Annotated in this window: 19 protein-coding genes; 10 read left to right on the plus strand and 9 right to left on the minus strand. The window is 70.1% G+C overall.

Translation table 11 applies throughout. The features are described 5' to 3' along the window. A partial coding sequence (locus WH07_RS20015; protein ID WP_046501708.1) for a DUF309 domain-containing protein occupies positions 1-385 on the plus strand: 385 nt, incomplete at its 5' end. A 21-nt stretch (positions 386-406) separates the two neighbouring features. On the opposite strand, the gene WH07_RS20020 is transcribed toward WH07_RS20015, so the two are convergent. From WH07_RS20020 to WH07_RS20030, 3 genes are read right to left on the minus strand one after another with little or no spacing between them, the layout of a single operon-like run. Continuing rightward, on the minus strand, positions 407-1,174 hold the full coding sequence (locus WH07_RS20020; RefSeq protein WP_079023381.1) for a LutC/YkgG family protein: 768 nt from the start codon (positions 1,172-1,174) through the stop codon (positions 407-409). Beyond that, a complete protein-coding gene (locus tag WH07_RS20025) occupies positions 1,171-2,664 on the minus strand; it encodes a LutB/LldF family L-lactate oxidation iron-sulfur protein (RefSeq protein ID WP_046501711.1) in 1,494 nt (497 codons plus the stop codon). The genes WH07_RS20020 and WH07_RS20025 overlap by 4 nt, the downstream gene beginning before the upstream one ends. Then, positions 2,661-3,380: a (Fe-S)-binding protein gene (locus WH07_RS20030; protein ID WP_046501714.1), complete on the minus strand. Its 720-nt coding sequence runs from the start codon at positions 3,378-3,380 to the stop codon at positions 2,661-2,663. The genes WH07_RS20025 and WH07_RS20030 overlap by 4 nt, the downstream gene beginning before the upstream one ends. Positions 3,381-3,491: 111 nt before the next feature. Between WH07_RS20030 and cobF the strand changes: the two genes are divergently transcribed. Further along, positions 3,492-4,286, plus strand: a complete 795-nt coding sequence (gene cobF / locus WH07_RS20035; RefSeq protein ID WP_046501755.1) for a precorrin-6A synthase (deacetylating) — start codon at positions 3,492-3,494, stop codon at positions 4,284-4,286. A 45-nt stretch (positions 4,287-4,331) separates the two neighbouring features. Here cobF and WH07_RS20040 read toward each other — a convergent pair whose 3' ends face one another. After that, on the minus strand, positions 4,332-7,667 hold the full coding sequence (locus WH07_RS20040; RefSeq protein WP_046501716.1) for a family 78 glycoside hydrolase catalytic domain: 3,336 nt from the start codon (positions 7,665-7,667) through the stop codon (positions 4,332-4,334). Between the two features lie 284 nt (positions 7,668-7,951). On the opposite strand from WH07_RS20040, the gene WH07_RS20045 reads away from it, so the two are divergent. Both WH07_RS20045 and WH07_RS20050 read left to right on the plus strand, forming a co-directional pair. After that, positions 7,952-10,315, plus strand: coding sequence for a galactose-binding domain-containing protein (locus WH07_RS20045; protein WP_046501719.1), 2,364 nt, complete (start codon positions 7,952-7,954; stop codon positions 10,313-10,315). Positions 10,316-10,530: 215 nt separating this feature from the next. Next, positions 10,531-11,442 carry an MIP/aquaporin family protein gene (locus WH07_RS20050; protein ID WP_046501721.1) on the plus strand — a complete coding sequence of 304 codons (912 nt, stop codon included), beginning with the start codon at positions 10,531-10,533 and terminating at the stop codon, positions 11,440-11,442. A gap of 75 nt (positions 11,443-11,517) precedes the next feature. Here the strand turns inward: WH07_RS20050 and WH07_RS20055 are convergent, their stop codons facing one another. Together WH07_RS20055 and WH07_RS20060 are read right to left on the minus strand one after the other, a co-directional pair. Continuing rightward, positions 11,518-12,282, minus strand: coding sequence for a cupin domain-containing protein (locus tag WH07_RS20055; RefSeq protein WP_046501723.1), 765 nt, complete (start codon positions 12,280-12,282; stop codon positions 11,518-11,520). Between the two features lie 118 nt (positions 12,283-12,400). After that, positions 12,401-12,847 (minus strand): ATP-binding protein, encoded by a 447-nt coding sequence (locus WH07_RS20060; protein ID WP_046501724.1) that lies wholly within the window; start codon positions 12,845-12,847, stop codon positions 12,401-12,403. A 216-nt stretch (positions 12,848-13,063) separates the two neighbouring features. On the opposite strand from WH07_RS20060, the gene WH07_RS20065 reads away from it, so the two are divergent. Beyond that, complete coding sequence (locus tag WH07_RS20065; protein WP_046501726.1) at positions 13,064-13,897, plus strand: alpha/beta fold hydrolase; 834 nt, start codon at positions 13,064-13,066, stop codon at positions 13,895-13,897. Between the two features lie 37 nt (positions 13,898-13,934). Here WH07_RS20065 and nhaA read toward each other — a convergent pair whose 3' ends face one another. Continuing rightward, entirely contained in the window at positions 13,935-15,767 is a 1,833-nt protein-coding gene (nhaA, locus tag WH07_RS20070) for a Na+/H+ antiporter NhaA (protein WP_106409631.1), read from the minus strand. 418 nt (positions 15,768-16,185) lie between these two features. On the opposite strand from nhaA, the gene WH07_RS20075 reads away from it, so the two are divergent. The 4 genes from WH07_RS20075 (at position 16,186) to crcB (WH07_RS20090) (ending at position 18,022) form a co-directional block, all read left to right on the plus strand. Beyond that, positions 16,186-16,581, plus strand: coding sequence for a DUF2267 domain-containing protein (locus WH07_RS20075; RefSeq protein WP_046501730.1), 396 nt, complete (start codon positions 16,186-16,188; stop codon positions 16,579-16,581). A gap of 246 nt (positions 16,582-16,827) precedes the next feature. Next, the gene (gene crcB, locus WH07_RS20080; protein ID WP_079023383.1) at positions 16,828-17,292 is read left to right on the plus strand and encodes a fluoride efflux transporter CrcB; all 465 of its coding nucleotides are present in this window, start codon (positions 16,828-16,830) and stop codon (positions 17,290-17,292) included. After that, positions 17,289-17,651, plus strand: a complete 363-nt coding sequence (locus tag WH07_RS20085) for a DUF190 domain-containing protein (protein ID WP_046501735.1) — start codon at positions 17,289-17,291, stop codon at positions 17,649-17,651. Before crcB (WH07_RS20080) ends, WH07_RS20085 begins: the two co-directional genes overlap by 4 nt. Next, positions 17,648-18,022, plus strand: a complete 375-nt coding sequence (gene crcB, locus WH07_RS20090) for a fluoride efflux transporter CrcB (RefSeq protein WP_046501738.1) — start codon at positions 17,648-17,650, stop codon at positions 18,020-18,022. Before WH07_RS20085 ends, crcB (WH07_RS20090) begins: the two co-directional genes overlap by 4 nt. Positions 18,023-18,095: 73 nt before the next feature. Here crcB (WH07_RS20090) and WH07_RS20095 read toward each other — a convergent pair whose 3' ends face one another. Next, positions 18,096-18,665: a SixA phosphatase family protein gene (locus tag WH07_RS20095; RefSeq protein ID WP_079023384.1), complete on the minus strand. Its 570-nt coding sequence runs from the start codon at positions 18,663-18,665 to the stop codon at positions 18,096-18,098. A gap of 231 nt (positions 18,666-18,896) precedes the next feature. Then, positions 18,897-20,189 carry an ATP-dependent Clp protease ATP-binding subunit ClpX gene (clpX, locus tag WH07_RS20100; RefSeq protein ID WP_046501739.1) on the minus strand — a complete coding sequence of 431 codons (1,293 nt, stop codon included), beginning with the start codon at positions 20,187-20,189 and terminating at the stop codon, positions 18,897-18,899. 129 nt (positions 20,190-20,318) lie between these two features. On the opposite strand from clpX, the gene WH07_RS41275 reads away from it, so the two are divergent. Beyond that, positions 20,319-21,629 carry a TetR/AcrR family transcriptional regulator gene (locus tag WH07_RS41275; protein WP_046501741.1) on the plus strand — a complete coding sequence of 437 codons (1,311 nt, stop codon included), beginning with the start codon at positions 20,319-20,321 and terminating at the stop codon, positions 21,627-21,629. The last annotated feature ends 160 nt before the right edge of the window (positions 21,630-21,789 follow it).

Genomic DNA, 21,789 nt, shown 5'->3' on the forward strand with positions numbered 1-21,789 from the left:
GGTGGAGCGGCAGCCCGAGGGGGTGGTGCGTACGCCTGAGGAGACCGTACGGGAGGCGCAGCGCCTGCTGGACGCGGGCAAGCCGTTCCATGCCCACGAGGTGTTCGAGGACGCGTGGAAGTCGGGTCCTGAGGACGAACGCGCGCTGTGGCGCGGGCTGGCGCAGTTGGCCGTCGGGCTGACGCATGCGGCCCGCGGCAATACGACGGGCGGGGCGCGGCTGCTGCTGCGCGGCACGGACGGGATCGCCTCGTACCGCTCCCCGCACGGTGTCGATATCGCCGGACTGACCTCCTGGGCGGGCGAGTTGGCCGCACGGGTGACGGCGGACGGCCCGGTGGACGCGAGTGCTGAGGCGCCCCGGCTGACCGGCCCGAGCCGCTGAGCGGGCCCGTGCCTGCCCCGATCAGTCGCTGAGCAGGATCACTTCCAGGGTGCGGGGGCCATGCACGCCCTCCACGCGGTCGAGTTCGATGTCGCTGGTGGCCGAGGGTCCGGAGATCCAGGTCAGCGGCCGGGTGGGGTCCAGCAGCGGCATGGCCTGCGGTACGGATCCGACGACTTGGTCGGCCGTCCGTACGACACAGATGTGGTGGTCGGGGACGAGCGTGATGCGGCGCCGCCCCTGGTCCGGCGCCGCGTCGAGGACGAGCGTCCCGGTCTCGGCGATGGCCAGGGCACAGCCGGTGACCACGCTGTCGACCGCGTCCAGTTCCCTGGGTGTCGCCTCGACGTCGTCATCCACCCGGCTGATGCTCGCGGGTGTCGCGGACAGCCAGGACGACGGGAGCAGCGGGGGTACGAGGACCGTACGGGCGCCGCGCTCGGCCAGCAGCCGGGCGATCAGCGCGGGAAGTTCCTCGGTGTCCGCGCGGTGGACGATCGCGCGGTAGTCGGCGAGGTTCTCGGCGAGCAGATCGACGACGCGGGCGTCGGGCGTGTGTGTGTCCAGATAGTCACGGGCGGCCTCCGGGACCTCGGGCGCGCCGGCCACCGCCGTACGGATACGCGCGAGGATCCGCTCGCGCGCCCCGGCACCGAAGCCGGAGTCGCCGCTCGCCCCGGAGTCGCCGCTCGCCCCGGAGCCGTCGCCCCTACCGAAACCGGTGCCGGAGCCGGTGCCCGTACCGAAACCGGTGCCGGTGCCCGTGTCTGCGCTGGAGCCCGTGCTCATGTCCCGCTGTCCTTACGCTCATTGGCGTCGCCGCCGGTCGTACGACGCGCCCCGCCCCCGGCCCCCTGATGGCCCGCCCGGTTCCTCTTCCACCACTCGCGGAACGGCTCCGGCGGCAGCTCGGGCAGGTCACGCGTGTTCGTCCACGCCCCCGCGCCCGGCAGCCTCGACGGATGCAGCCTGCGAGTCTTCGACGCGGCCTTCTCGCCCATCGCCATCACCTTCGGATGGTCGAACACCCAGCCCGCCGCCTTCATCACGGCCTTCTCCAGCCGATGCCCCTTGCCGCCCTGGTCCGCCACCCGCTCCCGCAGATGGACCAGCACCTCAGGTATGTCGATGGCCACCGGGCACACCTCGTAGCACGCCCCGCAGAGCGACGAGGCGTACGGCAGCGAGGCGTCGATCTCGCTCCGCGTGCCCCGGAGCTGGGGGCTCAGGATCGCCCCGATCGGCCCCGGGTAGACCGAGCCGTACGCGTGCCCGCCGGCCCGCTCGTACACCGGGCAAACGTTCAGACACGCCGAGCAGCGGATACAGCGGAGCGCCTGCCGTCCGACCTCGTCGGCGAGCGTTTCCGTACGCCCGTTGTCCAGCAGGACGAGATGGAAGGTGCTCGGGCCGTCCGTGTCATGGGTGCCCGTCCACATACTGGTGTACGGGTTCATCCGTTCGGCGGTCGACGAACGCGGCAGGGTCTGCAGGAAGACCTCCAGATCCCGCCAGCTCGGCACCACCTTCTCGATCCCCACCACGGAGATCAGCGTCTCGGGCAGCGTCAGGCACATCCGCCCGTTGCCCTCGGACTCGAAGACGACGAGCGTGCCGGTCTCGGCGACCATGAAGTTCGCCCCGGAGATCCCGACCTTGGCGCGCAGGAACTTCTCGCGCAGATGCAGCCGGGCCGCCTCGGCGAGTTCGCCGGGGGTGTCGGAGAGCCCCTCGGGCGCGGCCCGGCCCCAGGAACCCATCCGGTCGCGGAAGATGTCACGGATCTCGCCCCGGTTGCGGTGGATCGCCGGGACCAGGATGTGGGACGGCCGGTCGTCGCCGAGCTGCACGATCAGTTCGGCGAGGTCGGTCTCGTACGCCGAGATGCCCTCGGCCTCCAGCGCCTCGTTGAGCCCGATCTCCTGGGTGGCCATCGACTTGACCTTGACGACCTCCGACTCACCGGTGGCCTTGACCAGTTCGGCCACGATCCGGTTCGCCTCGGCCGCGTCGGCGGCCCAGTGCACCACGCCGCCCGCCGCCGTCACCGACTCCTCGAGCTGGAGGAGATAGCGGTCGAGATGGCGCAGTGTGTGGTCCTTGATCCGCTTGCCGGCCTCGCGCAGCCGCGCCCAGTCGTCCAGCTCCGCGACGGCCCTGGCCCGCTTGTCACGGATGGTGTGGGTGGCGTGACGCAGATTGGCCCGGAGCGTCTCATTGCCCACAGCGTCCTTGGCCGCGACCGGGAACGCCGGCATCCCCAGATACGTACCGCTCATGACCAGGGCTCCTCTTCCGTCGACGCCAGGATCTCCGCGAGGTGCACGGCGCGCAGCGGAGCGTCCGCACGGCTGACGATTCCGCCGAGATGCATCAGGCAGGAGTTGTCAGCCCCGCAGAGCACCCGCGCCCCGGTGGACACGGCGTTGCGCACCTTGTCCTGGCCCATCGCGGCCGAAACATCGGAGTTCTTCACGGCGAAGGTACCACCGAAACCACAGCACTCGTCCGCGCCCGGCAGCTCCCGCAGCTCCAGCCCCCTGACCGCTTCCAGCAGTCTCCGGGGCCGTTCGCCGAGCCCGAGCAGCCGCAGGCCGTGGCAGGACGGGTGATAGGCGACGGAGTGCGGGAAGTACGCCCCGACATCGGTCACCCCGATCACGTCGACCAGGAATTCGGTCAGCTCGTAGGTCCGTGCGGCGAGGGCGCCCGCGGCCTCGTCACCGATGGCCGGATAGTGCTGCCGGACCATCGCAGCGCAGGATCCCGAGGGGGTCACGACATAGTCGTACCCCTCGAAGGCGCGCACGGTCCGCCGTACCAGCGGCTCGGTCTCGCGCCGGTAGCCGGTGTTGAACTGGGGCTGGCCGCAGCAGCTCTGCTCCTCGGGAAAGTCGACTTCGATACCCAGTCGTTCGAGCAGCCGTACGGTCGCGATCCCGGTGGACGGATAGACGGCGTCATTGACACAGGTGACAAAGAGGGCGACTCGCATGGGCGGAGCATATGTCGTGCGCGGTGATGCGCGTAAGACCCCTGAAGATCGCGAAGAGGCATCAGACCTCCGATGAGTCGAGCACGGCGGGCATACGGCAGACTCGACGTGGTGAGAAAGATCTATGTCATCGGTATCGGAGCGGGCGACCCCGACCACCTCACCGTGCAGGCGGTGAGAGCGCTCCACGAGGTAGATGTCTTCTTCCTGCTCGACAAGGGCGAGGAGAAGGCCGGCCTCATGGAGCTGCGGCACGAGATCCTGCGCCGGCATGCCGCGGGCCATGAGTACCGGCTGGTCGAGGTCCGCGATCCGGAGCGGGAGGCCGCCCCGGACGGCGCCGCCTATCCGGGAACCGTCGAGGACTGGCGGAGCCGGCGTGCCGCCCTCTACGAGCGCCTGATCAGCGAGGAGCTGGGCGAGGGGCCGGACGACGACCGGACCGGGGCGTTCCTGGTCTGGGGAGACCCCTCGCTGTACGACTCCACGCTCGGCATCCTCGAAGAGGTCCTGGAGCGCGGCACGGTCCGGTTCGCCCACGAGGTGATCCCCGGCATCAGCAGCGTCTCCGCGCTGGCCGCCCGGCACCGTACCGGACTGAACCGGGTGGGCGGTCCCGTACAGATCACCACCGGCCGCAGGCTCGCCGAGGGATGGCCGGAGGGCGTGGACGACGTCGTCGTGATGCTCGACGCGCACCAGGCCTTCCGGCACCATCTCGCGGCCGATCCGGTCATCCACTGGGGTGCCTATGTGGGGACGGAGGACGAGATCCTGGTCTCCGGGCGGCTCTCGGAGGTGGCCGCCCGGATCGAGGAGCTGCGGTCGGCGGCACGCGCCCGCAAGGGCTGGATCATGGACACCTATCTGCTGCGGCGAGACCGGGACGGAACGGACCGGGACTGAAACGTTCAAATCTCCTCTCATACCGGGCCTCGTACCGGACAGGGCTCAGCCGCGCCCCACGAAGTCCCAGGCGCCGTGGTCCGCGCGGTATACGACGAACCCCGGTTCCGTGCGCAGATATACGGCTCCGCCCGGTGCCCTCACCTCCTCGCGGCGCCGCGCGGGTACGTGGATCTCGGCCGTCGCGCCGACCGGCACCCGCACCGTCAGCCGCAGATCCGGGCCGATCTCCGACCATGCCACCGAGGCCGTGCCACGGACCGTACGGATGGACGTACGGGCCCAGGTGACTCCGGTGCGTCCGTCGGGCCGTACGGTGAAGGTGCGGTAGCCCGCGTCGCCGGGCCGCAGCCCCGCCACGTTCTCGTACAGCCACTGCGCGACCGTCCCCTGGAAGTAGTGGTCGCGCGAGCGCGAGTCGAGCGGCCACATCTCCCACATGGTGTCGGCGCCGTTGTCGAACCAGTAGCCCCAACTGGGGTACGTACGCCGGGTGGCGATCGCGTGCGCGACATCCGGGCGGCCGTGCGCGCACAGGGCGCGCAGCAGGACGCTCGTGCCCAGCGCGCCGGTGTTGAGGTGGTTGCCACGCGCGGTGATGTCCGCGACCAGACTGTCGAGCACCGAGGCGCGGGCGCCCGCAGGGACGAGGCCGAAGGCCAGCGGAAGGGCGTTGGAGGTCTGCCGGTAGCCGGGGTCCTTCGCGGTTCTGTAGTGCCCGGAGACCGGGTCGAGGAAGGCGGCGTTGAGAGCGCTCTTGAGCCCGTCCGCCGCGCCGCGGTAACGCTCGGCGGTCTCGTCGTGGCCCAGCAGTTCGCCGAGTTCGGCGGTCTGGGTGAGCGCCCTGTGGAGGTACGCGGTGGCCGTCAGCCGGGTGTCCTCGGGCGGGTTGCCGCCATAGCCGGGCGGCAGATAGTCGCCGAGCGCGGTGATCGCGAGGCCGTCGACCAGCCGGTCCAGCTCCCAGTCCAGATAACGGGTCAAGGTCGGCCAGTGCTCGCGGGCCGCCCGGTCGTCACCGTAGATCCGGTACAACTCCCTTACGAGGAACGGGTATACGGTCGTCCACTCCGGGGACGGGCCGAGATCGCCGTAGCCCCAGCCGCCACTCGGCACGATCACCGGTAGCTGCCCGTCCGGGTTCTGACTGTCCTTCAGATCGCCGAGCCACTTCGCCAGGAAGCGGTGCATCCCGAACGCATGGGTCATGACGGGCGCGCCGAGCTGGGCGTCGCCGGTCCAGCCGTTCTTCTCGTACATCGGGGTGTCGGTGGGTATGCCGTGCAGATTGTTGAGCAGGGTGCGGCGCATCGCCCGGTCGAGCTGCTCGTAGAACGGCTCGGAGCAGCCGAAGCCGCTGACCTCGGCGACCTTCGTATGGACGACCCTGCCTCGCAGATCGGTGGGGCGCGGGAGGGCTGGCAGGCCGCTGACCTGGACGTACCGGAAACCCTTGTACGAGAACGACGGTTCCCACACCTCCTCGCCCCCACTGTCCGTGCCGCCCCCACCGCCCGTGCCGCCCTCGGCGTCCGTGCCTCCCGCGCAGATGTACTCGTCGCGCTGGAACCGTCCGGGCACATGGCCGGTCTCCGCGTGCACGGTGCCGTCGCCCTTGAGCTTCTCGCCATGGACGAGCCGGACGGTGGTGCCGGCCGGCGCCCGTACGGTCAGCCGGGTCCAGCCAGCGGTCGTACGGCCCATGTCGGCGACATACACCCCGGGGCTCGGTTCGGTGATCGAGGTGGGGGTGAGGGTCTCGATGATCTCGATGGGTTCCTGGGGCTGGGCGCGCAGTGTGCCTCCGGGGGCCGGCCTGCTCTTCGGGTGGCGCCAGCCGCTGTCGTCGAAACCGGGCCGGGTCCAGCCTTCGGGAGCCAGCCGCGCGTCGTATGTCTCGCCCGCGTAGAGGGAGTTGGTGCGGGTGGGGCCTTCGGTGAGGCGCCAGTCGGTGCCGGAGACGAGGGTGGTGCGGGAGCCGTCGAGATGTTCGGCCTCAAGACGGCAGAGGAGCCGGGGTTCGCCGTGCCAGGGCGGCCGGTGCCAGTTCCAGACATTGGGGGTGGTCATGCCGTAGAAGCCGCGTCCCAGGGTGACTCCGATGGCGTTGGTCCCGCGCCGGAGGAGGCCGGTCACATCGTGCACCGCGTACAGGACGGTCTCGTCGTAGTCGGTGAACGCCGGGTCGAGCACCTGGCTGCCGACGCGCTCCCCGTTCAACTCGGCGACGTAGTAGGCGAGTCCGCTGATGTAGAGCCGGGCCCGGCTGACCGGGCGGGGTACGGTGAACTCGCGCCGCAGCAGAGGCGCGGGGGCCTCGGGCACGGCGAACGAGACCCCGGTGCCCCAGGGGCCCTGGCCGTATGGTGCGAGGACCGCGGCGTCGCTCCAGCCGGTGTCGTCGAAGTCCGGCTGTTCCCAGCCCTGTTGCTCGGTCCCGGCGGTACGCCAGCCCGGCCCGGTGACACGTTCGTGGCTCGCTCCGTCGGCGGTCTCGACCAGCAGCCGTACGAGCAGTCCGGCCGGGTTGACGGAGGCGCCGCCACGGTTGGTGGCACGGGCCGCGAGCACGATCCGCCCGTCGGCGACGGCGGACCGTACGGCCTCGGTGACATCGGTGACCTGCCCGGTGCGCCACCCGTCGACCTGCTCGGGGGCATGGAGAACCTGCCGGCCGTCGAGATGGAGGGTGAAGTCGTCGTCGGCGGTGGCGAGGAGGGTGGCTCGGGTGACGGCGGCGGAGTCCGAGACCGAGGCCGGGAGGACAAGGGCGCCCCGGAACCACCGCGTGCCGACCGGGGCGTTGCCCGTGGTCGCTTCGGTGGTCCAGATCCAGGACGCGCCGTCGGCGGTCGGCGGTTCGGTGGCCGGGTCGGCGCCTATCCACTGCGCCTGCCAGTCCTCACCGCCGAGCGCGGTCTCCCACCAGCCGGCCGTGCTCCACGGCGAGGCGTGCCCGTCGGCGTCCCAGACACGGACCTGCCAGTGGCAGCGGGTGCGGGGCGGCAGCGTGGGGCCCGCGTACGGTATGGCGACACTGGCGCCGGACGCCACCCGGCCGGTGTCCCAGAGGAGTTCCCGCCCGGCCGCGAGATCGTACGCGTCGGCCGCGGCCCGTATCCGGTACGCGACCTGCCGAGCGCCCCGGCCGGCGCCGCCGTCGAGTTCCCAGGACAGCAGCGGCGCCGCCACATCCGTACCGAGGAGCCGCTCGGCGTACTCGACCGTGGTACGGACGATACGGAGCCCTCCTCCGCGCGTCGCCTCCCCCGTCGAGGGCTTCGCCGAAGCCGGGGAACCCGCGGCCAGTGCGGCGACTCCGGCTCCCGCGCCCACCACCGAGGCGTTCAGGAGCGCTCTGCGTGTCCAGCCCATGCTCATCGCAAACCCCTTCGACGGAAACGATTGAAACGTTTCACCATCCGCGCCCAGCATCGTAGGGCCGCCCGCGAGCGCCCTACAAGAGGTGTGCGCGGGGACGATGCGAAGCGGGGGCGCCGAGCCGAATGACGGCACCCGGCAGTCGTCTCCTCGCGCGCCTCGGCCCCCCGCCGGGTCAAGGATTTTTGCTTCTGTCTTCAAAAATTGCGCAGATTCATAGACTTCATGCGGCTGCGCTTCTAGCCTTTTCGCGTCCGCAGAGTCCCCACGAGCCGCAAGGACGTATGTCTGTGACACTCCCCCCATCCTCCAGAAGCCGTTTGCTCAGGCGCGGCCTGTCCGCCTCCCTCTCCCTCGCACTCGCCGTGGCCGGGACGGCCGCGGCGGTGGTGCTGTCCACCGCGCCCGACGCCCAGGCGGCGGCGGTCCCCACCCCCTCGCCCCTCGATGTCCAGGGTCGCGGCGCGACCGTGCCGTTCAAGGAGCAGGAGGCCGAGTACGCCGCGACCAACGGCACCCTGATCGGCCCCAACCGCCTCTACGGCACGCTGCCTTCGGAAGCCTCCGGGCGGCAGGCCGTCACGCTGGACGCGGTCGGTGAGTACGTGGAGTTCACGCTCACCGCCCCGGCGAACGCGATGTCGTTCCGCTACTCGCTGCCCGACAACGCGGCGGGCACCGGTCGCGACGCCGCCATCGACCTGCGGGTCAACGGCACCTCCCTCAAGAGCGTGCCGGTGACCTCCAAGTACGGCTGGTACTACGGCGGTTACCCGTTCAACAACAACCCGGGCGACACCAACCCGCACCACTTCTACGACGAGACCCGCACCATGTTCGGGTCGACCCTGGCGGCCGGTACGAAGATCAGGCTCCAGGTCTCCTCGACCGCCGCGTCCCCGAGCTTCACCATCGACCTGGCCGACTTCGAGCAGGTGGCCGCGCCGATCGGCAAGCCCTCCGGCGCGCTCGACGTGGTGACCGACTTCGGCGCCGACCCGACCGGTGGCGCCGACTCCACCGCCAAGATCCAGGCGGCCGTCGACGCGGGCCGCACCCAGGGCCGAGAGGTCTACATCCCGCAGGGCACCTTCCAGGTGCGCGACCACATCATCGTGGACAAGGTGACCCTGCGCGGCGCCGGCCCCTGGTACAGCGTGCTGACCGGACGTGATCCGTCCAACCGCAGCAAGGCCGTCGGTGTGTACGGGAAGTACGCCGACGCGGGCGGCAGCAGCAATGTCACCCTCAGGGACTTCGCCATCATGGGCGACATCCGTGAGCGCGTGGACAACGACCAGGTCAACGCCATCGGCGGCGCGATGTCCAACTCGGTCGTCGACAACGTCTGGATGCAGCACACCAAGTGCGGCGCCTGGATGGACGGCCCGATGAACAACTTCACCATCAAGAACAGCCGCATCCTGGACCAGACCGCGGACGGCGTCAATTTCCACCGGGGCGTCACCAACTCGACGGTCACCAACACCTTTGTGCGCAACACGGGTGACGACGGTCTGGCCATGTGGGCGGAGGCCGTCCCGAACGTGAACAACAAGTTCACGTTCAACACGGTGATCCTGCCGATCCTGGCGAACAACATCGTCACCTACGGCGGCCGGGACATCACCATCTCCGACAATGTCATGTCGGACACCATCACCAACGGCGGCGGGCTGCACATCGCCAACCGCTACCCCGGTGTCAACTCCGGTCAGGGCACGGCGGTTTCGGGCGTCGCGACCGCCGCGCGCAACACCCTCATCCGCACCGGGAACAACGACTACAACTGGCGCTTCGGCGTCGGCGCGATCTGGTTCAGCGGTCTCAACGAGCCGATCAACGCCACCATCAACATCTCCGACAGCGAGGTCCTGGACAGTTCCTACGCCGCGATCCATCTCATCGAGGGCGCGACGAACGGGCTGCGCTTCAACAACATCAGGATCGACGGCGCGGGCACCTACGCGCTCCAGATCCAGGCCCCGGGCACGGCCTCGTTCACCAATGTGACCGCCACGCACATCGCGCAGTCCAACCCGATCCACAACTGTGTCGGCGGCGGCTTCCAGATCACCCAGGGTTCGGGGAACTCGGGCTGGTACGCCAACCCGCCCGCCTGCACCGGTACCTGGCCCGACCCGGTGTGGACCAACGGCGGTGTGCCGGGCGGTCCCACCACCCCGCCGACCACGCCGCCCACGACGCCTCCCACCACCCCGCCGGCGGAGACGGGCAACCTGGCCCAGGGACGTACGGTCACGGAGTCGGGACACGTTGATGTGTACGGCGCGGGCAACGCGGTCGACGGCAACGCCAACACCTACTGGGAGAGCACCAACAACGCCTTCCCCCAGTCGATCACGGTGGATCTCGGCGCCCCGAAGGCGGTCAAGCGGGTCGTCCTGAAGCTTCCTCCGGCGTCCGCGTGGGCAACCCGTACGCAGACACTGAGTGTGCTGGGTGCCACCGGCACCACGTACAGCACGCTGAAGGCTTCGGCCAACTACACGTTCAACCCGTCGAGCGGCAACACCGCGACGATCAATCTGGACGGGACGGAGGTCCGCCATCTGCGGCTGACGTTCACGGCCAACACCGGCTGGCCAGCGGCCCAGCTCTCCGAGTTGGAGGCCTACACCAGCTAAGGGCTGTCCGCACTGCCGCACATCGGAAAAGCGGACCGCACAACCGGAAAACCGTGCGCCCGGCCGGGACATCCCCGGCCGGGCGCACGTTATTTCGGCCGGTCACTCCGTCCCCCGAATGGCCCACCATATATCCGCGACCGAACGTCAGCCATGGAACAGTGCTATCGGGCGGGTTCCACCGGGCGGCCCCACATCGCGAAGCGGGAGGCGTAATGCCAGCCACCAGTACGAAGCGCCGCGGCTACCGAGAAGGACTCGGCGGTGAACTGCTCGCGGAATTCCTGGGAACGTTCGTACTGATCCTGCTCGGCTGCGGCTCGGTCGCGGTGGCTGTCGCGGGCCTCCCCGGATCGGGCCGGCAGTCCACCCCCTTCGACGCCGCGAACTGGCTGATCATCGCATTCGGCTGGGGTTTCGGTGTCGTCTTCGGCGTGTATATCGCGGGAGGCGTGAGCGGAGCGCATATCAATCCCGCCGTGACCCTGGCCTTCGCCCTGCGCAGGAGCTTCTCCTGGAGGAAGGTCCTCCCCTACTGGGGCGCGCAATTCCTGGGCGCCTTCCTCGGCGCCGCCCTGGTGTTCGGTATGTACGCCTCGGCCATCAACGCGTCCAACAGCAGAGCCGGGCTCGCCAGGGACGAATCGCTTCCCACCTTCTCGATTTTCGCGACTTTCCCGGCACAGTATTTCGGTAATTCATGGTGGGGACCGCTGCTCGACCAGATCGTCGGTACCGCGCTTCTGGTCGCGGTCATTTTCGCGCTGATCGATCTGCGGAACACGGCGCCGGGATCCAATCTCGGTCCCTATATGATCGGCATGGTGGTGGTCGCGATCGGCCTCAGCATCGGCACGAACGCCGGATACGCGATCAACCCCGCCCGTGACTTCGGTCCACGGCTGTGGACATACGCTGTCGGCTGGGGCGATATCGCCATTCCCGGGACCTTCCAATGGTTCAGCCATTACATGTGGATCCCCATCGTCGGCCCGCTGATCGGCGGAATCGTCGGTGCCTATGTCTATGACTTCCTCATCGGAAAGGTGCTGGACGCCCGCCGCAGGGCCAGCGAAGGCCGCGAGGGCGGCAGCGCCGGCACCGCCGAACCGCCACCCGACGTCTGACCGTTCGAGAGACGCGCGACGGGAGCCATGTCATGGCGGTGTGAGCGTTCCGGGGCCGGGGACGTCAGCCCCGGGTCACGGGATGTCGTACGTGTCGAGGCGCCCGCACATGCCGAATCGGCCGTGCGCCGCCGGGAGCCGGGTGTGCAGCCGGGCCTCGGCGAGATACGAGGCGTCGCCCGCGGCGAGCAGACCGAGCTGGGCACCGGTCTGCCGGGCGGCTTCGGCCGCGCCCGCCTCCCAGCGTTCGCGCCACCGCGCCAGCCGGGGCCGTACGAGCGCGGCGGCGGCCCGCTGGAAGTCGAGCAGGGGCCCCGGATCGCCCGCCTCCCATGCCGTACGCAGCACCGTGAAGCCCTCGACCGCCAGATCGCGCCGTCGGCGCGCGGCGGCGGCCTGCTCGTCCTCCGATGCCTCCGGGCCGTCGGGCAGGCCGACGGCCCGCGCGTAGGTCTCCGGGTCGGTCAGATACTCAGGGGGGAGCGTGAGTACCGCGTCGCCGGCCTCCGGCAGTCCGCTGTTCTGCATCAGGACGACGATGCGCAGCGCGTCCTCGTTGACCAGCCGGTGAATGGTGCCGGGGGTGAACCAGACCAGGGCACCGGGCGCCAGCGGTGTCACGGCGAAGCCCGCCGGGCCGAGCGTCTGGACGGCTCCCCGGCCCGCCGTCACCACGTACCCCTCGGAGCAGGTGAGGTGCAGATGCGGGGTGCCGCCGCGCACTCCGTCCGGGGCCTGCCAGTCGTACACCCGCAGATGCGATACGGCGACGGCCCCGGGCAGCCCGGCGAACCCCGCCGCACTCACCGTCCCCGCCGTCGCGGGCGCCTGTGTACCCATCAGTTCCTCGCCTCCGCCTTCACGTACGAGCGCCGAGTGCGCACGGCAGCGCCATAGCAAGCGCTTTCCACAGCGAAGGTAGGGTCACCCCTGCGACAGCGTCAACGCATCGCACGGCTCACAGTTCGAACATGGCCTGGACGCGCTTGCCGACCGGAACCCGTTCTGCGACGAGCCGGTCGCTCAGCACATGGACGATCTCCATGCCGTGCCTGCCCGGCCTGCCCGGGTCCCGTTCATAGCGGCGCGGCAGGGCCGAGCTGCTGTCGTACACGGTCACGATCACCTGCCGCTCGGTGCCCTCCAGCTCCAGCAGATACGGGCCATGGCTGTGCCGCTCGGCGTTGGTGACCAGCTCATTGACGACGAGCAGCACATCGTCGCCCCGCCCGTCGCCGAGCGCGGCGCACCACTCGGCTTCGAGCTGCTGCAGAAAACGGTCGGCGAGCAGTCGCGCCTCGGCCGCACAGCCCGGCGAGCCCAGGAATTCGCGGGCCCGGCGCAATGGGCGTACAGAGTCCGCGAGGGACGCGAAAGCCGTACCGACAACCATCTGTCCGTTCATGCGTCACACGCTCATTCGCTCCTGCCCGCGCACCGATGAGGGCGATGCGTCGGACTCCCTTCTCCGTTTCCCTTGTTGCCTTGTGCCCTCGGACGCCTCCGTCATGCGCGTCCGAACCCATGAACGAAGCGGCACAGACCCATGTGGCGGGCCCCGGCCGACGGAGTTTTCATGGAGACAAAGCGCCATCAACGAGTACAGAAAGCAGGCATTCCCATGCCGTTCGTCACCGTCGGGCAGGAAAACACCGGCTCCATAGACATCTACTACGAGGACCACGGCATGGGACAGCCCGTGATCCTGATCCACGGCTATCCGCTCGACGGGCATTCCTGGGAGAAGCAGGAGCGCGTCCTGCTCGCCACCGGGTACCGCGTCATCACGTACGACCGACGCGGCACGGGCAACTCCAGCCGCCCCACGTTCGGTTACGACTACGACACCTTCGCCGCGGATCTCAAGGTCCTCATCGACCATCTGTCCGTCTCCGACGCCGTGCTCGTCGGTTTCTCGATGGGCACGGGCGAGGTCACGCGCTATCTGGGCAAGTACGGTTCCGGGCGGATCAGCAAGGCCGTACTGCTCGGCGCGATACCGCCGTTCCTCCTCAAGGCCGACGACAATCCCGACGGGGTCGACCGGTCCGTCTTCGAGGACATCAAGGCCGCCATCGTCGCCGACCGCCCGGCCTATATGAAGGTGTTCATCAACAACCTGTACAACTACGATCAGTACAAGGGCACCCGGATCAGTGACGAGGCCTGGAACTTCAGCTTCAACACGGCCGTCGCCAACTCGGCCCACGGCGCCTACGCCTGTGTGGACACCTGGCTGACCGACTTCCGCAAGGACCTGCCGAAGATCGATGTGCCCACGCTGCTGATGCACGGGACCGACGACCGGGTCCTTCCGTACGCGAACACGGCGAAGCGGCTGCCGGGGCTGATCAAGGATCTGGCCTTCATCACTGTCGAGGGCGGCCCGCACAACATCGCCTGGACCCACTCCGAAGTGGTCAACCCCGCGCTGCTCGACTTCCTCAAGGCCTGACCGGCTTCCTCAAGGCCCGACCCGGGGTTCACGCCGATCACGGCTCCTTGATCAGGGAGCGTGCGCGGGCCGCGCGTACGGCGGCGGAGAGGCCGGCGATGTCGTACGCACCATGGTGGCGCCGCCCGTTGACGAAGAAGGTCGGGGTGCCCGACACACCGCTCATGTCGGCCGTCTCGACATCCTCCGCGACCCGGGCCGCGCCGGTGTGGGCGCGCAGATCACGGTGGAAGCGTTCGGTGTCGAGGCCGATGTCCTCGGCGTAGCGCAGCAGATCGGCGGCGCGCAGATCGCCCTGGTGGACGAGCAGCAGGTCGTGCATCTCCCAGTAGGCGTCCTGCGCGGCGGCGGCCTCGGAGGCCTCGGCCGCGAGTTGCGCGTTGGGGTGCACATCGGTGAGCGGGAGATGGCGCCAGACGTACCGTACGTCGCCCGCGCCGGCCAGCAGTTCGCGGATGACGGGCTCCGCCAGACCGCAGTACGGGCACTCGAAGTCGCCGTACTCGACGACGGTGACCGGTGCTTCGCGCGGCCCGCGTACATGGTCGTGATCCGGGTCGACGGGTGTCGACAGATCGATGATGGACTCGCCCGTACCGAGCAGGGCGGTGATCCGGGGACGTCGGGGCAGGATCCCGATGACCCAGGTGACCGCCCAGGTGGCGGCGAAGGAACAGAGCACCGCGGCGAGGATGCCGATCTTCGCCTGGGCGAGCAGGGTGCCGTGGAAGGCGAGGGCGGCGATCAGCAGGGAGACGGTGAAGCCGACGCCCGCGATGGTGCCGCCGGCGGCGGTGGCGCCCCAGCCGACTGGCGGCCGCAGCCGGCCATGGCTCAGCCTGGTGGTCAGCAGGGAGGCGCCGAGGATGCCGAGGGGCTTGCCGACGACATAACCGAGCAGAATGCCGAGGGTGACGGGCGAGGTGAAGGCGTTCGCGAGGACGCTTCCGCTGATGGTGATCCCGGCGTTGGCCAGCGCGAACACCGGCACGATCACATAGCTCGTCCACGGGTGGTACATGCGCTGGAGGCGCGCGTTGGGAGAGATCGCCGAGGCGAGTCCGGCCCGTACGGACCGTTCCAGCTCCGGTGTGGGCTGCTCGCGGAAGAGGCGGAACAGTCCGGTCGCGCGCTCCAGATCACTGCGCGCGGCCGGGTAGGCGTATGTCAGAAGGCCCATGGCGAGTCCGGTGACGACCGGGTCGACGCCCGATTCCAGGACGGCCACCCACAGGGCCACCGCGAGCACCGCGTACACCGCGCCCCGGCGCACTCCGGCTGCCCGTACCAGCAGGACGACCGCGAAGATCACCAGGGCGGTGATCAGCGCCATGACATCGACATGGCCGCTGTAGGCGACCGCGATGACACCGAGCGCGACGAAGTCGTCCACGACGGCGACGGTCAGGATGAAGGCACGCAGTCCCACGGGCAGCCGAGTACCGAACACCGCGAGCATGCCCAGGGCGAAGGCGGTGTCGGTGGACATGGCGGCGCCCCAGCCGCCCGCCGACGCCTCACCGGCGTTGAAGGCAAGGTAGACGACGACCGGCACGACCATGCCGCTGATGCCGGCGAGCAGCGGGAGGGTGACTCGTCTCCGCTCGCGCAGTTCGCCCATGTCGAACTCGCGGCGCGCCTCCAGGCCGACGACGAAGAAGAACAGCGTCATCAGCCCGCTGTTCACCCACTCGCGCAGTCCGAGGGAGACCCCGGCGGAGCCGATACGGACCGAGAGGTCCGTCGCCCAGAACGAGGCGTACGTGCCGGGGCCGGCGTTGGCCCACACCAGCGCGGCCAGCGCGGCGGCCAGCAGGACGGACGCGCTGCCGGTCTCGGTGCGCAGGAAGTCGCGGAGCGGTGTCCGCATCTCGTCGCCACAGGTGGTCTGGCCGGAGAGGGCCGGGGTGGCGGGGTCGACAGTCACCCCGCCATTCTGCTGCGGCCGGGACCGTAACGCGTCTGATGGCGGCCTCGGGGGGGCACCGCCGCGAGACTCGGGGGTTGCGGCAGCCCCGGGAGCCGTCCGGGCCTCAGCCAGGAGCCGCACGAGCCCTGGCCGGGAGACCCACGAACGCAGGCTGCGGGAGCCCCCGGGAGACGCACGAGCGTCGGCCGCGGGAGCCGCCGGGAGACGCACCAGCCCCCGGGCCGGACCAAGTTGAGCCTGTCCTTGTCAAGTTTGCTGCGGGTGAGTTATACCGGTGGTGTCGGTGCCGGTCCGCCGCCGTCCCTTCGCGGCGCGGGTCGTGCGGCGTCGACGCGGTTGACGCAGGAGGGAGGCCGTCATGGTGATGCGGTGGGACGCGTTCCTGGCGGCGGTCCAGGAACGCGGGGAGTACCCCTCGTCGAAGGAGGCGGAACGGGCGGTCCGTGTGGTACTCGCGCTCCTCGGTGCCCATGTGGTGGGGAGCGAACGGGCCGAGCTGGCCGCGCGGTTGCCGGAGACCTGTGCGCTGGTGCTGCTCGATCCGCTGCCGGCCGCCGAACCCCTCACGGCGGAACGGTTCGTACAGGCGGCCGCCGCATGGATCCAGGGGGCCACCGACGAGACCGCGCAATGGGATGTCGGCGCGGTCCTGAGCGTGGTGGCCGACGCCACCGACGAGGACCTGATGCGCCGCGTCCTGCTCCAGCTCCCGCCGGGTTACGACCTTCTCTTCGGCCGCCCGCAGCCGGTCTGACCGGGAGCCGGAGCCGCGCCGCCCGCACGGTCCCACCGGTTCCGTCGCGCGCTGCCCGTACGCGGTTGGCGTCCGGCCGGTGCGGGAGGCTAGCCTGGACGGCACAGTGTTACGCGGCGGTGGGGCCCGCCGTACCCGAACCGCGGCGACAGGCCGCCAACGGTCCCTACTCGCGATGGAGCGTGCCCGGATGCCGGGCGCCGTACGAGTAGGAGACGCGTTGTGGTCAGAGTTACCCGGAGCCGTGTGGTGGAAGAACCCACCGATCCCGATGTCGATCTCTCCGTACCCGCGCAGCGGGCGGAGCGCGCACGGGTGCTGTGGCCGGTGGTCACCGCCGTGGCGATCGGCGCGATGTGCGGCTCGGCGGCGCGGTACGGAGCGGCGCTGATCTGGCCGACCCCCGTCGCCGGCTTTCCCTGGACAACGCTCGTCGTCAATGTCAGCGGCTGTGCCCTGATCGGCGTGTTCATGGTGGTGATCACCGATGTGTGGACGGCACACCGGCTGATCCGGCCGTTCGTGGGCACCGGCATCCTCGGCGGGTTCACCACCTTCTCCACCTATGCGGTGGACATCGAGCGGCTGGTGGATGCCGGCCGGGCCCGTACGGGCATGGCCTACCTGGTTGTGACACTGTTCGCGGCCCTCGCGGCGGTGTGGACCGCGGTGTGGGTGACACGCCGCGTGGTGGCGTGGAGGCAGTCATGACGAAGCTGGCGGGTACGGCCCTACGGCTGACGATCTTCGTCGGGGAGTCCGATCTCTGGCACCACCGGCCCGTCTACACCGAGATCGTGCACCGGGCCCACGCGGCCGGGCTCGGCGGAGCCAGTGTGTTCCGCGGTGTCGAGGGGTATGGCGCGTCATCGATGATCCACACACAACGGCTGCTGTCGCTGAGCGAGGATCTGCCGGTGGCGGTCGTGATCGTGGACGCCGGGGAGAAGATCCGGGCGTTCCTGCCGCAGCTCGACGAGCTGGTACGCGAAGGGCTGGTCATGCTCGACGACTGCGAGGTCATCCGCTACGCGGACCGCAGGAAGGACCGGGAGGACCGGGAACGGTGAACTGGCTGCTGGTTCTGGCCGGAGCCGCCATCGGTGGCCCGCTGCGCTATCTGACCGACCGGGCGGTGCAGACCCGGCATGACACCGTCTTCCCGTGGGGGACCTTCGTGGTCAATGTGGTGGGGTGTCTGATCCTCGGACTGGTCACGGGCGCGGTCGCCGCTGGCGCGGCGTCCTCCGAGGTGCGGTTGTTCATGGGGACGGGGCTGTGCGGCGCGCTCACGACGTACTCCACGTTCAGTTACGAGACGCTGCGGCTGGCCGAGGACGGCGCGAAGTTCTACGCGGCCGCCAATGTCATCGCCAGTGTGATCGCCGGGCTGGGCGCGGTGTTCATGGGGGTCGCGGTCGCCGAGGCGTTGTGGGCGTGACCCTGGGCCGGGCTCGGCGAAGCGGTACGGGAGGTACGGGAGTCGGTCCGGCCGGTCGTTCCGGGGCTCCCGGTTACTTTTTCGGGCCGCGCGGGACGGCGAAGTCCGTGAGGGTGGCGGTCCCGGGGGCGAGCGCCTCCCAGGAGCCGGACAGCGCGAGCACCGCGATCGCCGAGGTGGGGAACTTCTCCCCGGCCCGGGCCAGACAGTCGCCCTCACCCCGGCCCGCCAGGCTCAGCACCAGGTCCTGCACGCCTGGCTGATGGCCGACCAGCAGGAGCGTCCGTACCGGCCCGGATGCCCGTACCCGCCGGGGTGACTCCCGTACCAGGCTCAGCAGTTCGGCGGCGCTCGCTTCGTACGCCCGGCGATCGTGGATCACCCGGGGCTCCGTACCGAGCCGGGCGGCGGCGAGGTCCCAGGTCTCGCGGGTACGGCGGGAGGTGGAGCAGACGACGAGATCGGGCCGGTACCCGGACTTGGCCAGCCATTTCCCGGCGGCCGGGGCATCCCGGAGCCCCCGGGGCGCGAGGGGCCGCTCATGGTCCGCCACCATCTCCGGCCACGCGGACTTGGCGTGCCGGAGGACGATGAGGCGGCCCGGTGCTGGATCCGGGTCCGGTGGTGGCACTGGGGGTGTCATCTCGTACCTCTCTGGATGGCGGTGCCGGCGCGGCACGGTGTGTCCCAGCGAACACACTTTCCCGCCGACCGGGCTCCGTATCAGGCGTCGGGCCGTTCGCGGCTGATGGCAGAGCTGAACACGGCGCCGGACGGCAGGCCGCACCGAGAGGACGGGACGCGCGGGCTCGCTCGCCCGGTCGTCACCCATCTGGGCGACGGGGGAGGCCCAGACCGGGCGCCCCGGTGAAGCTCAGGCGGACCTCTCCCGGCGCCCGTGCCCACGGTCCTCGCGCGGTACCAGCGTCGGATTGACGTTGTCGAGGACCGTGTCGCGGTCGACCACGACCCGGGCGACATCGTCGCGGCTCGGTACTTCGTACATTACGTTCAGCAGGACCTCTTCGAGGATCGTGCGTGCCGCGCGGGCGCCGGTCCGGCGCAGCAGCGCCTGTTCCGCGATGGCCGCGACTGCGGCCTCGGTGAACTCCAGCTCCACGCCGTCGAGTTCGAAGAGTTTCTGGTACTGCTTGAGCAGCGCGTTACGCGGCTCGGTCAGAATCCGGGTCAGCGCGGTCAGATCCAGTGGCCGTAAGGTCGCCAACTTCGGGAGCCGACCCACGAACTCCGGGATCAGCCCGAATTTCAGCAGGTCCTCGGGCAGTGCCTCGGCGAAGCCGGCCTCGTCCTTCCCGTCCTCCTCGGCGCGGATCGCCGCTCCGAAGCCGATGCCCTTGCGTTGGACGCGCTGCTCGATGATCCGTTCAAGACCGGCGAAGGCACCGCCGACAATGAACAGCACATTGCCGGTGTCGATCTGGATGAACTCCTGCTGCGGGTGCTTCCGTCCGCCCTGCGGCGGCACGCTCGCGACCGTACCCTCAAGGATCTTGAGCAGCGCCTGCTGCACACCCTCGCCGCTCACATCACGTGTGATCGAAGGGTTCTCGCTCTTGCGCGCGACCTTGTCGATCTCGTCGATGTAGATGATCCCGGTCTCGGCCCGCTTGACGTCGTAGTCGGCGGCCTGAATGAGCTTCAGCAGAATGTTCTCGACGTCCTCCCCCACATAGCCCGCCTCGGTGAGCGCCGTGGCGTCGGCGATCGCGAACGGGACGTCGAGCATCCGGGCCAGGGTCTGGACGAGATAGGTCTTGCCGCAGCCGGTCGGGCCGATCAACAGGATGTTGGACTTGCCGAGTTCGACCGGATCCTCGTCGGTGCCGTGCCGCCGGTTTCCGCCCGCCGCCGCACCGATACGCTTGTAGTGGTTGTAGACCGCCACCGCGAGGGTTTTCTTGGCGCTCTCCTGCCCGATGACGTACTGCCCCAGGAAGTCGTGGATCTCCTTCGGCTTCGGCAGCTCCGCGAGTCCGTCGCCGGGCGGGCCTTCGAGGTCCTCCGCGATCAGTTCGTTGCAGAGGCCGACGCATTCGTCACAGATACAGACCGGGCTCGGACCCGCTATCAGTTTCTGGACCTGCTTCTGGCTCTTCCCGCAGAACGTGCACTTCAGCAGGGTGCCGCCGTCACCGATGCCTGCCACGCGGAAGTGTCTCCTCAAGGGTGGTACGGGTTGGTCGGTCCAGATGCTTCAACCATATGGCGTGAACATCTGAATGGCCGACGGTATCTTGAACCGCGACGGACGGCAACGCGGGGACAAGTGAGGACGATGGGCCGGCTCAGCAGGGCGCAGTCACAGGAGCGCAATCGCGCCAGTGTGCTGGCGGCGGCCAGGAGCGAGTTCGCCGAGCGCGGTTTCCGGGACGCGAAGGTGGACGGGATCGCGCAGCGCGCCGGACTGACCCGTGGCGCCGTCTACTCCAACTTTCCGGGCAAACGGGCGCTGTATTTCGCGGTGCTGGCCGATCTCGCCGAGCGCGCGCCGGCACGGGCCGGGGCGCCGGAGCCGTCGCGGGCCGGTACTGCCCGGCCCGGACCCGAGACACTGCGGGGACCCGAGGCACTGCCCGGACCCGAGGCACTGCCGGGAACCGACCGTACGGGCCGTACCGGCGCAGGGTCCGGTCCTACGCGCGGAGAGCCGCCCCTCGCGGTTCCCGAGACCGGCCTTGTGGGCGTCGAGCCCGCCGCCCCTGACTCGCTCTCCGCCGCCGAGGCGCTCGGCGCCTTCGCCCGGGCCTGGGTCGGGCGGCTGCCGCTCGCCGATGTCGGCGAGCCGCACGGACCGGCGCGGCTCGGGGTGCATCTGCTGCCCGAGGTGCTCGCCGAGGAGCGGATCCGGCGCCCGTTCGCCCAGCTCATGAAGCTGGACGCGATCCTGCTCGGGCTCGCCCTGGAACGGCTGGGGCCGCCCGGTGCGGCGCCCGGCGGCCTGGTGCGGGTCGCGGAGGCGGTGCTCACAACCCTGCACGGCGCGAACCAGATGGCCGCCGCCGCGCCCGGGTTCATCGAGCCCTTCAATGTCGTCAGCGCGTGCGAACGGCTGGCGGGCCTCGATCTGCACGGCTGGTGGCCGCCCGCCCATGTGATCACCCAGGCCCTGCCGGTCGACGACCCGTGGATCCCGCCCGCCGCGCCGCACACGCTGGACGCCGTACGGGGCGAACCCGCCCGGCTCGCGGACGACGGGGTGGTGGCCGTCCTCGGGATGCACCGGCTGGAGGCGATCGAGGAGGCGGTACGGGCCGCCCCGCCCGGAGCGCGGATCACCGCGGCCCTGGTCACCGGGGATCCCGCCGAACTGGCACCGCTGGCGCGGCTCGCGGTCGCCGAACTCTGCGGCTGTCTGCGCCAGGCGTTCCCGCCCTCGGCGTGGCCAAGCCTCCAGGTGGTGTTCGACGAGTCGGGTGCCCTCGCCGCGGCGGCCGGTCTGCCCGCCGTGAGCGACGGGACCGAGGCGGCCGTCCGTATCGAGGCACAACGGATCGTCGCCCGCGCGGACGGCCGGGGCGCGTGCCACGCCGCCGCGTCGGCCGTACTGAGCACGCCCGCGAGCACGGGCGGGGCGGGCCGCGACTGACGTACGTGTACGGCGTACGGCAGCGGTACGGCGAAGCCCGTACGACCCGCGAAGCCCGGACGACCCGCCCGTATGACCGCGAAGCCCGTACGACGGTGGAGACGCGGACCGGGGCTGTCCTAGTGGCGCTGTAGCGTCGAGCATCGACGCATCGCCGCCT

The sequence above is a fragment of the Streptomyces odonnellii genome (genome assembly GCF_000981895.1).
In the GTDB taxonomy this organism is placed as follows: domain Bacteria; phylum Actinomycetota; class Actinomycetes; order Streptomycetales; family Streptomycetaceae; genus Streptomyces; species Streptomyces odonnellii.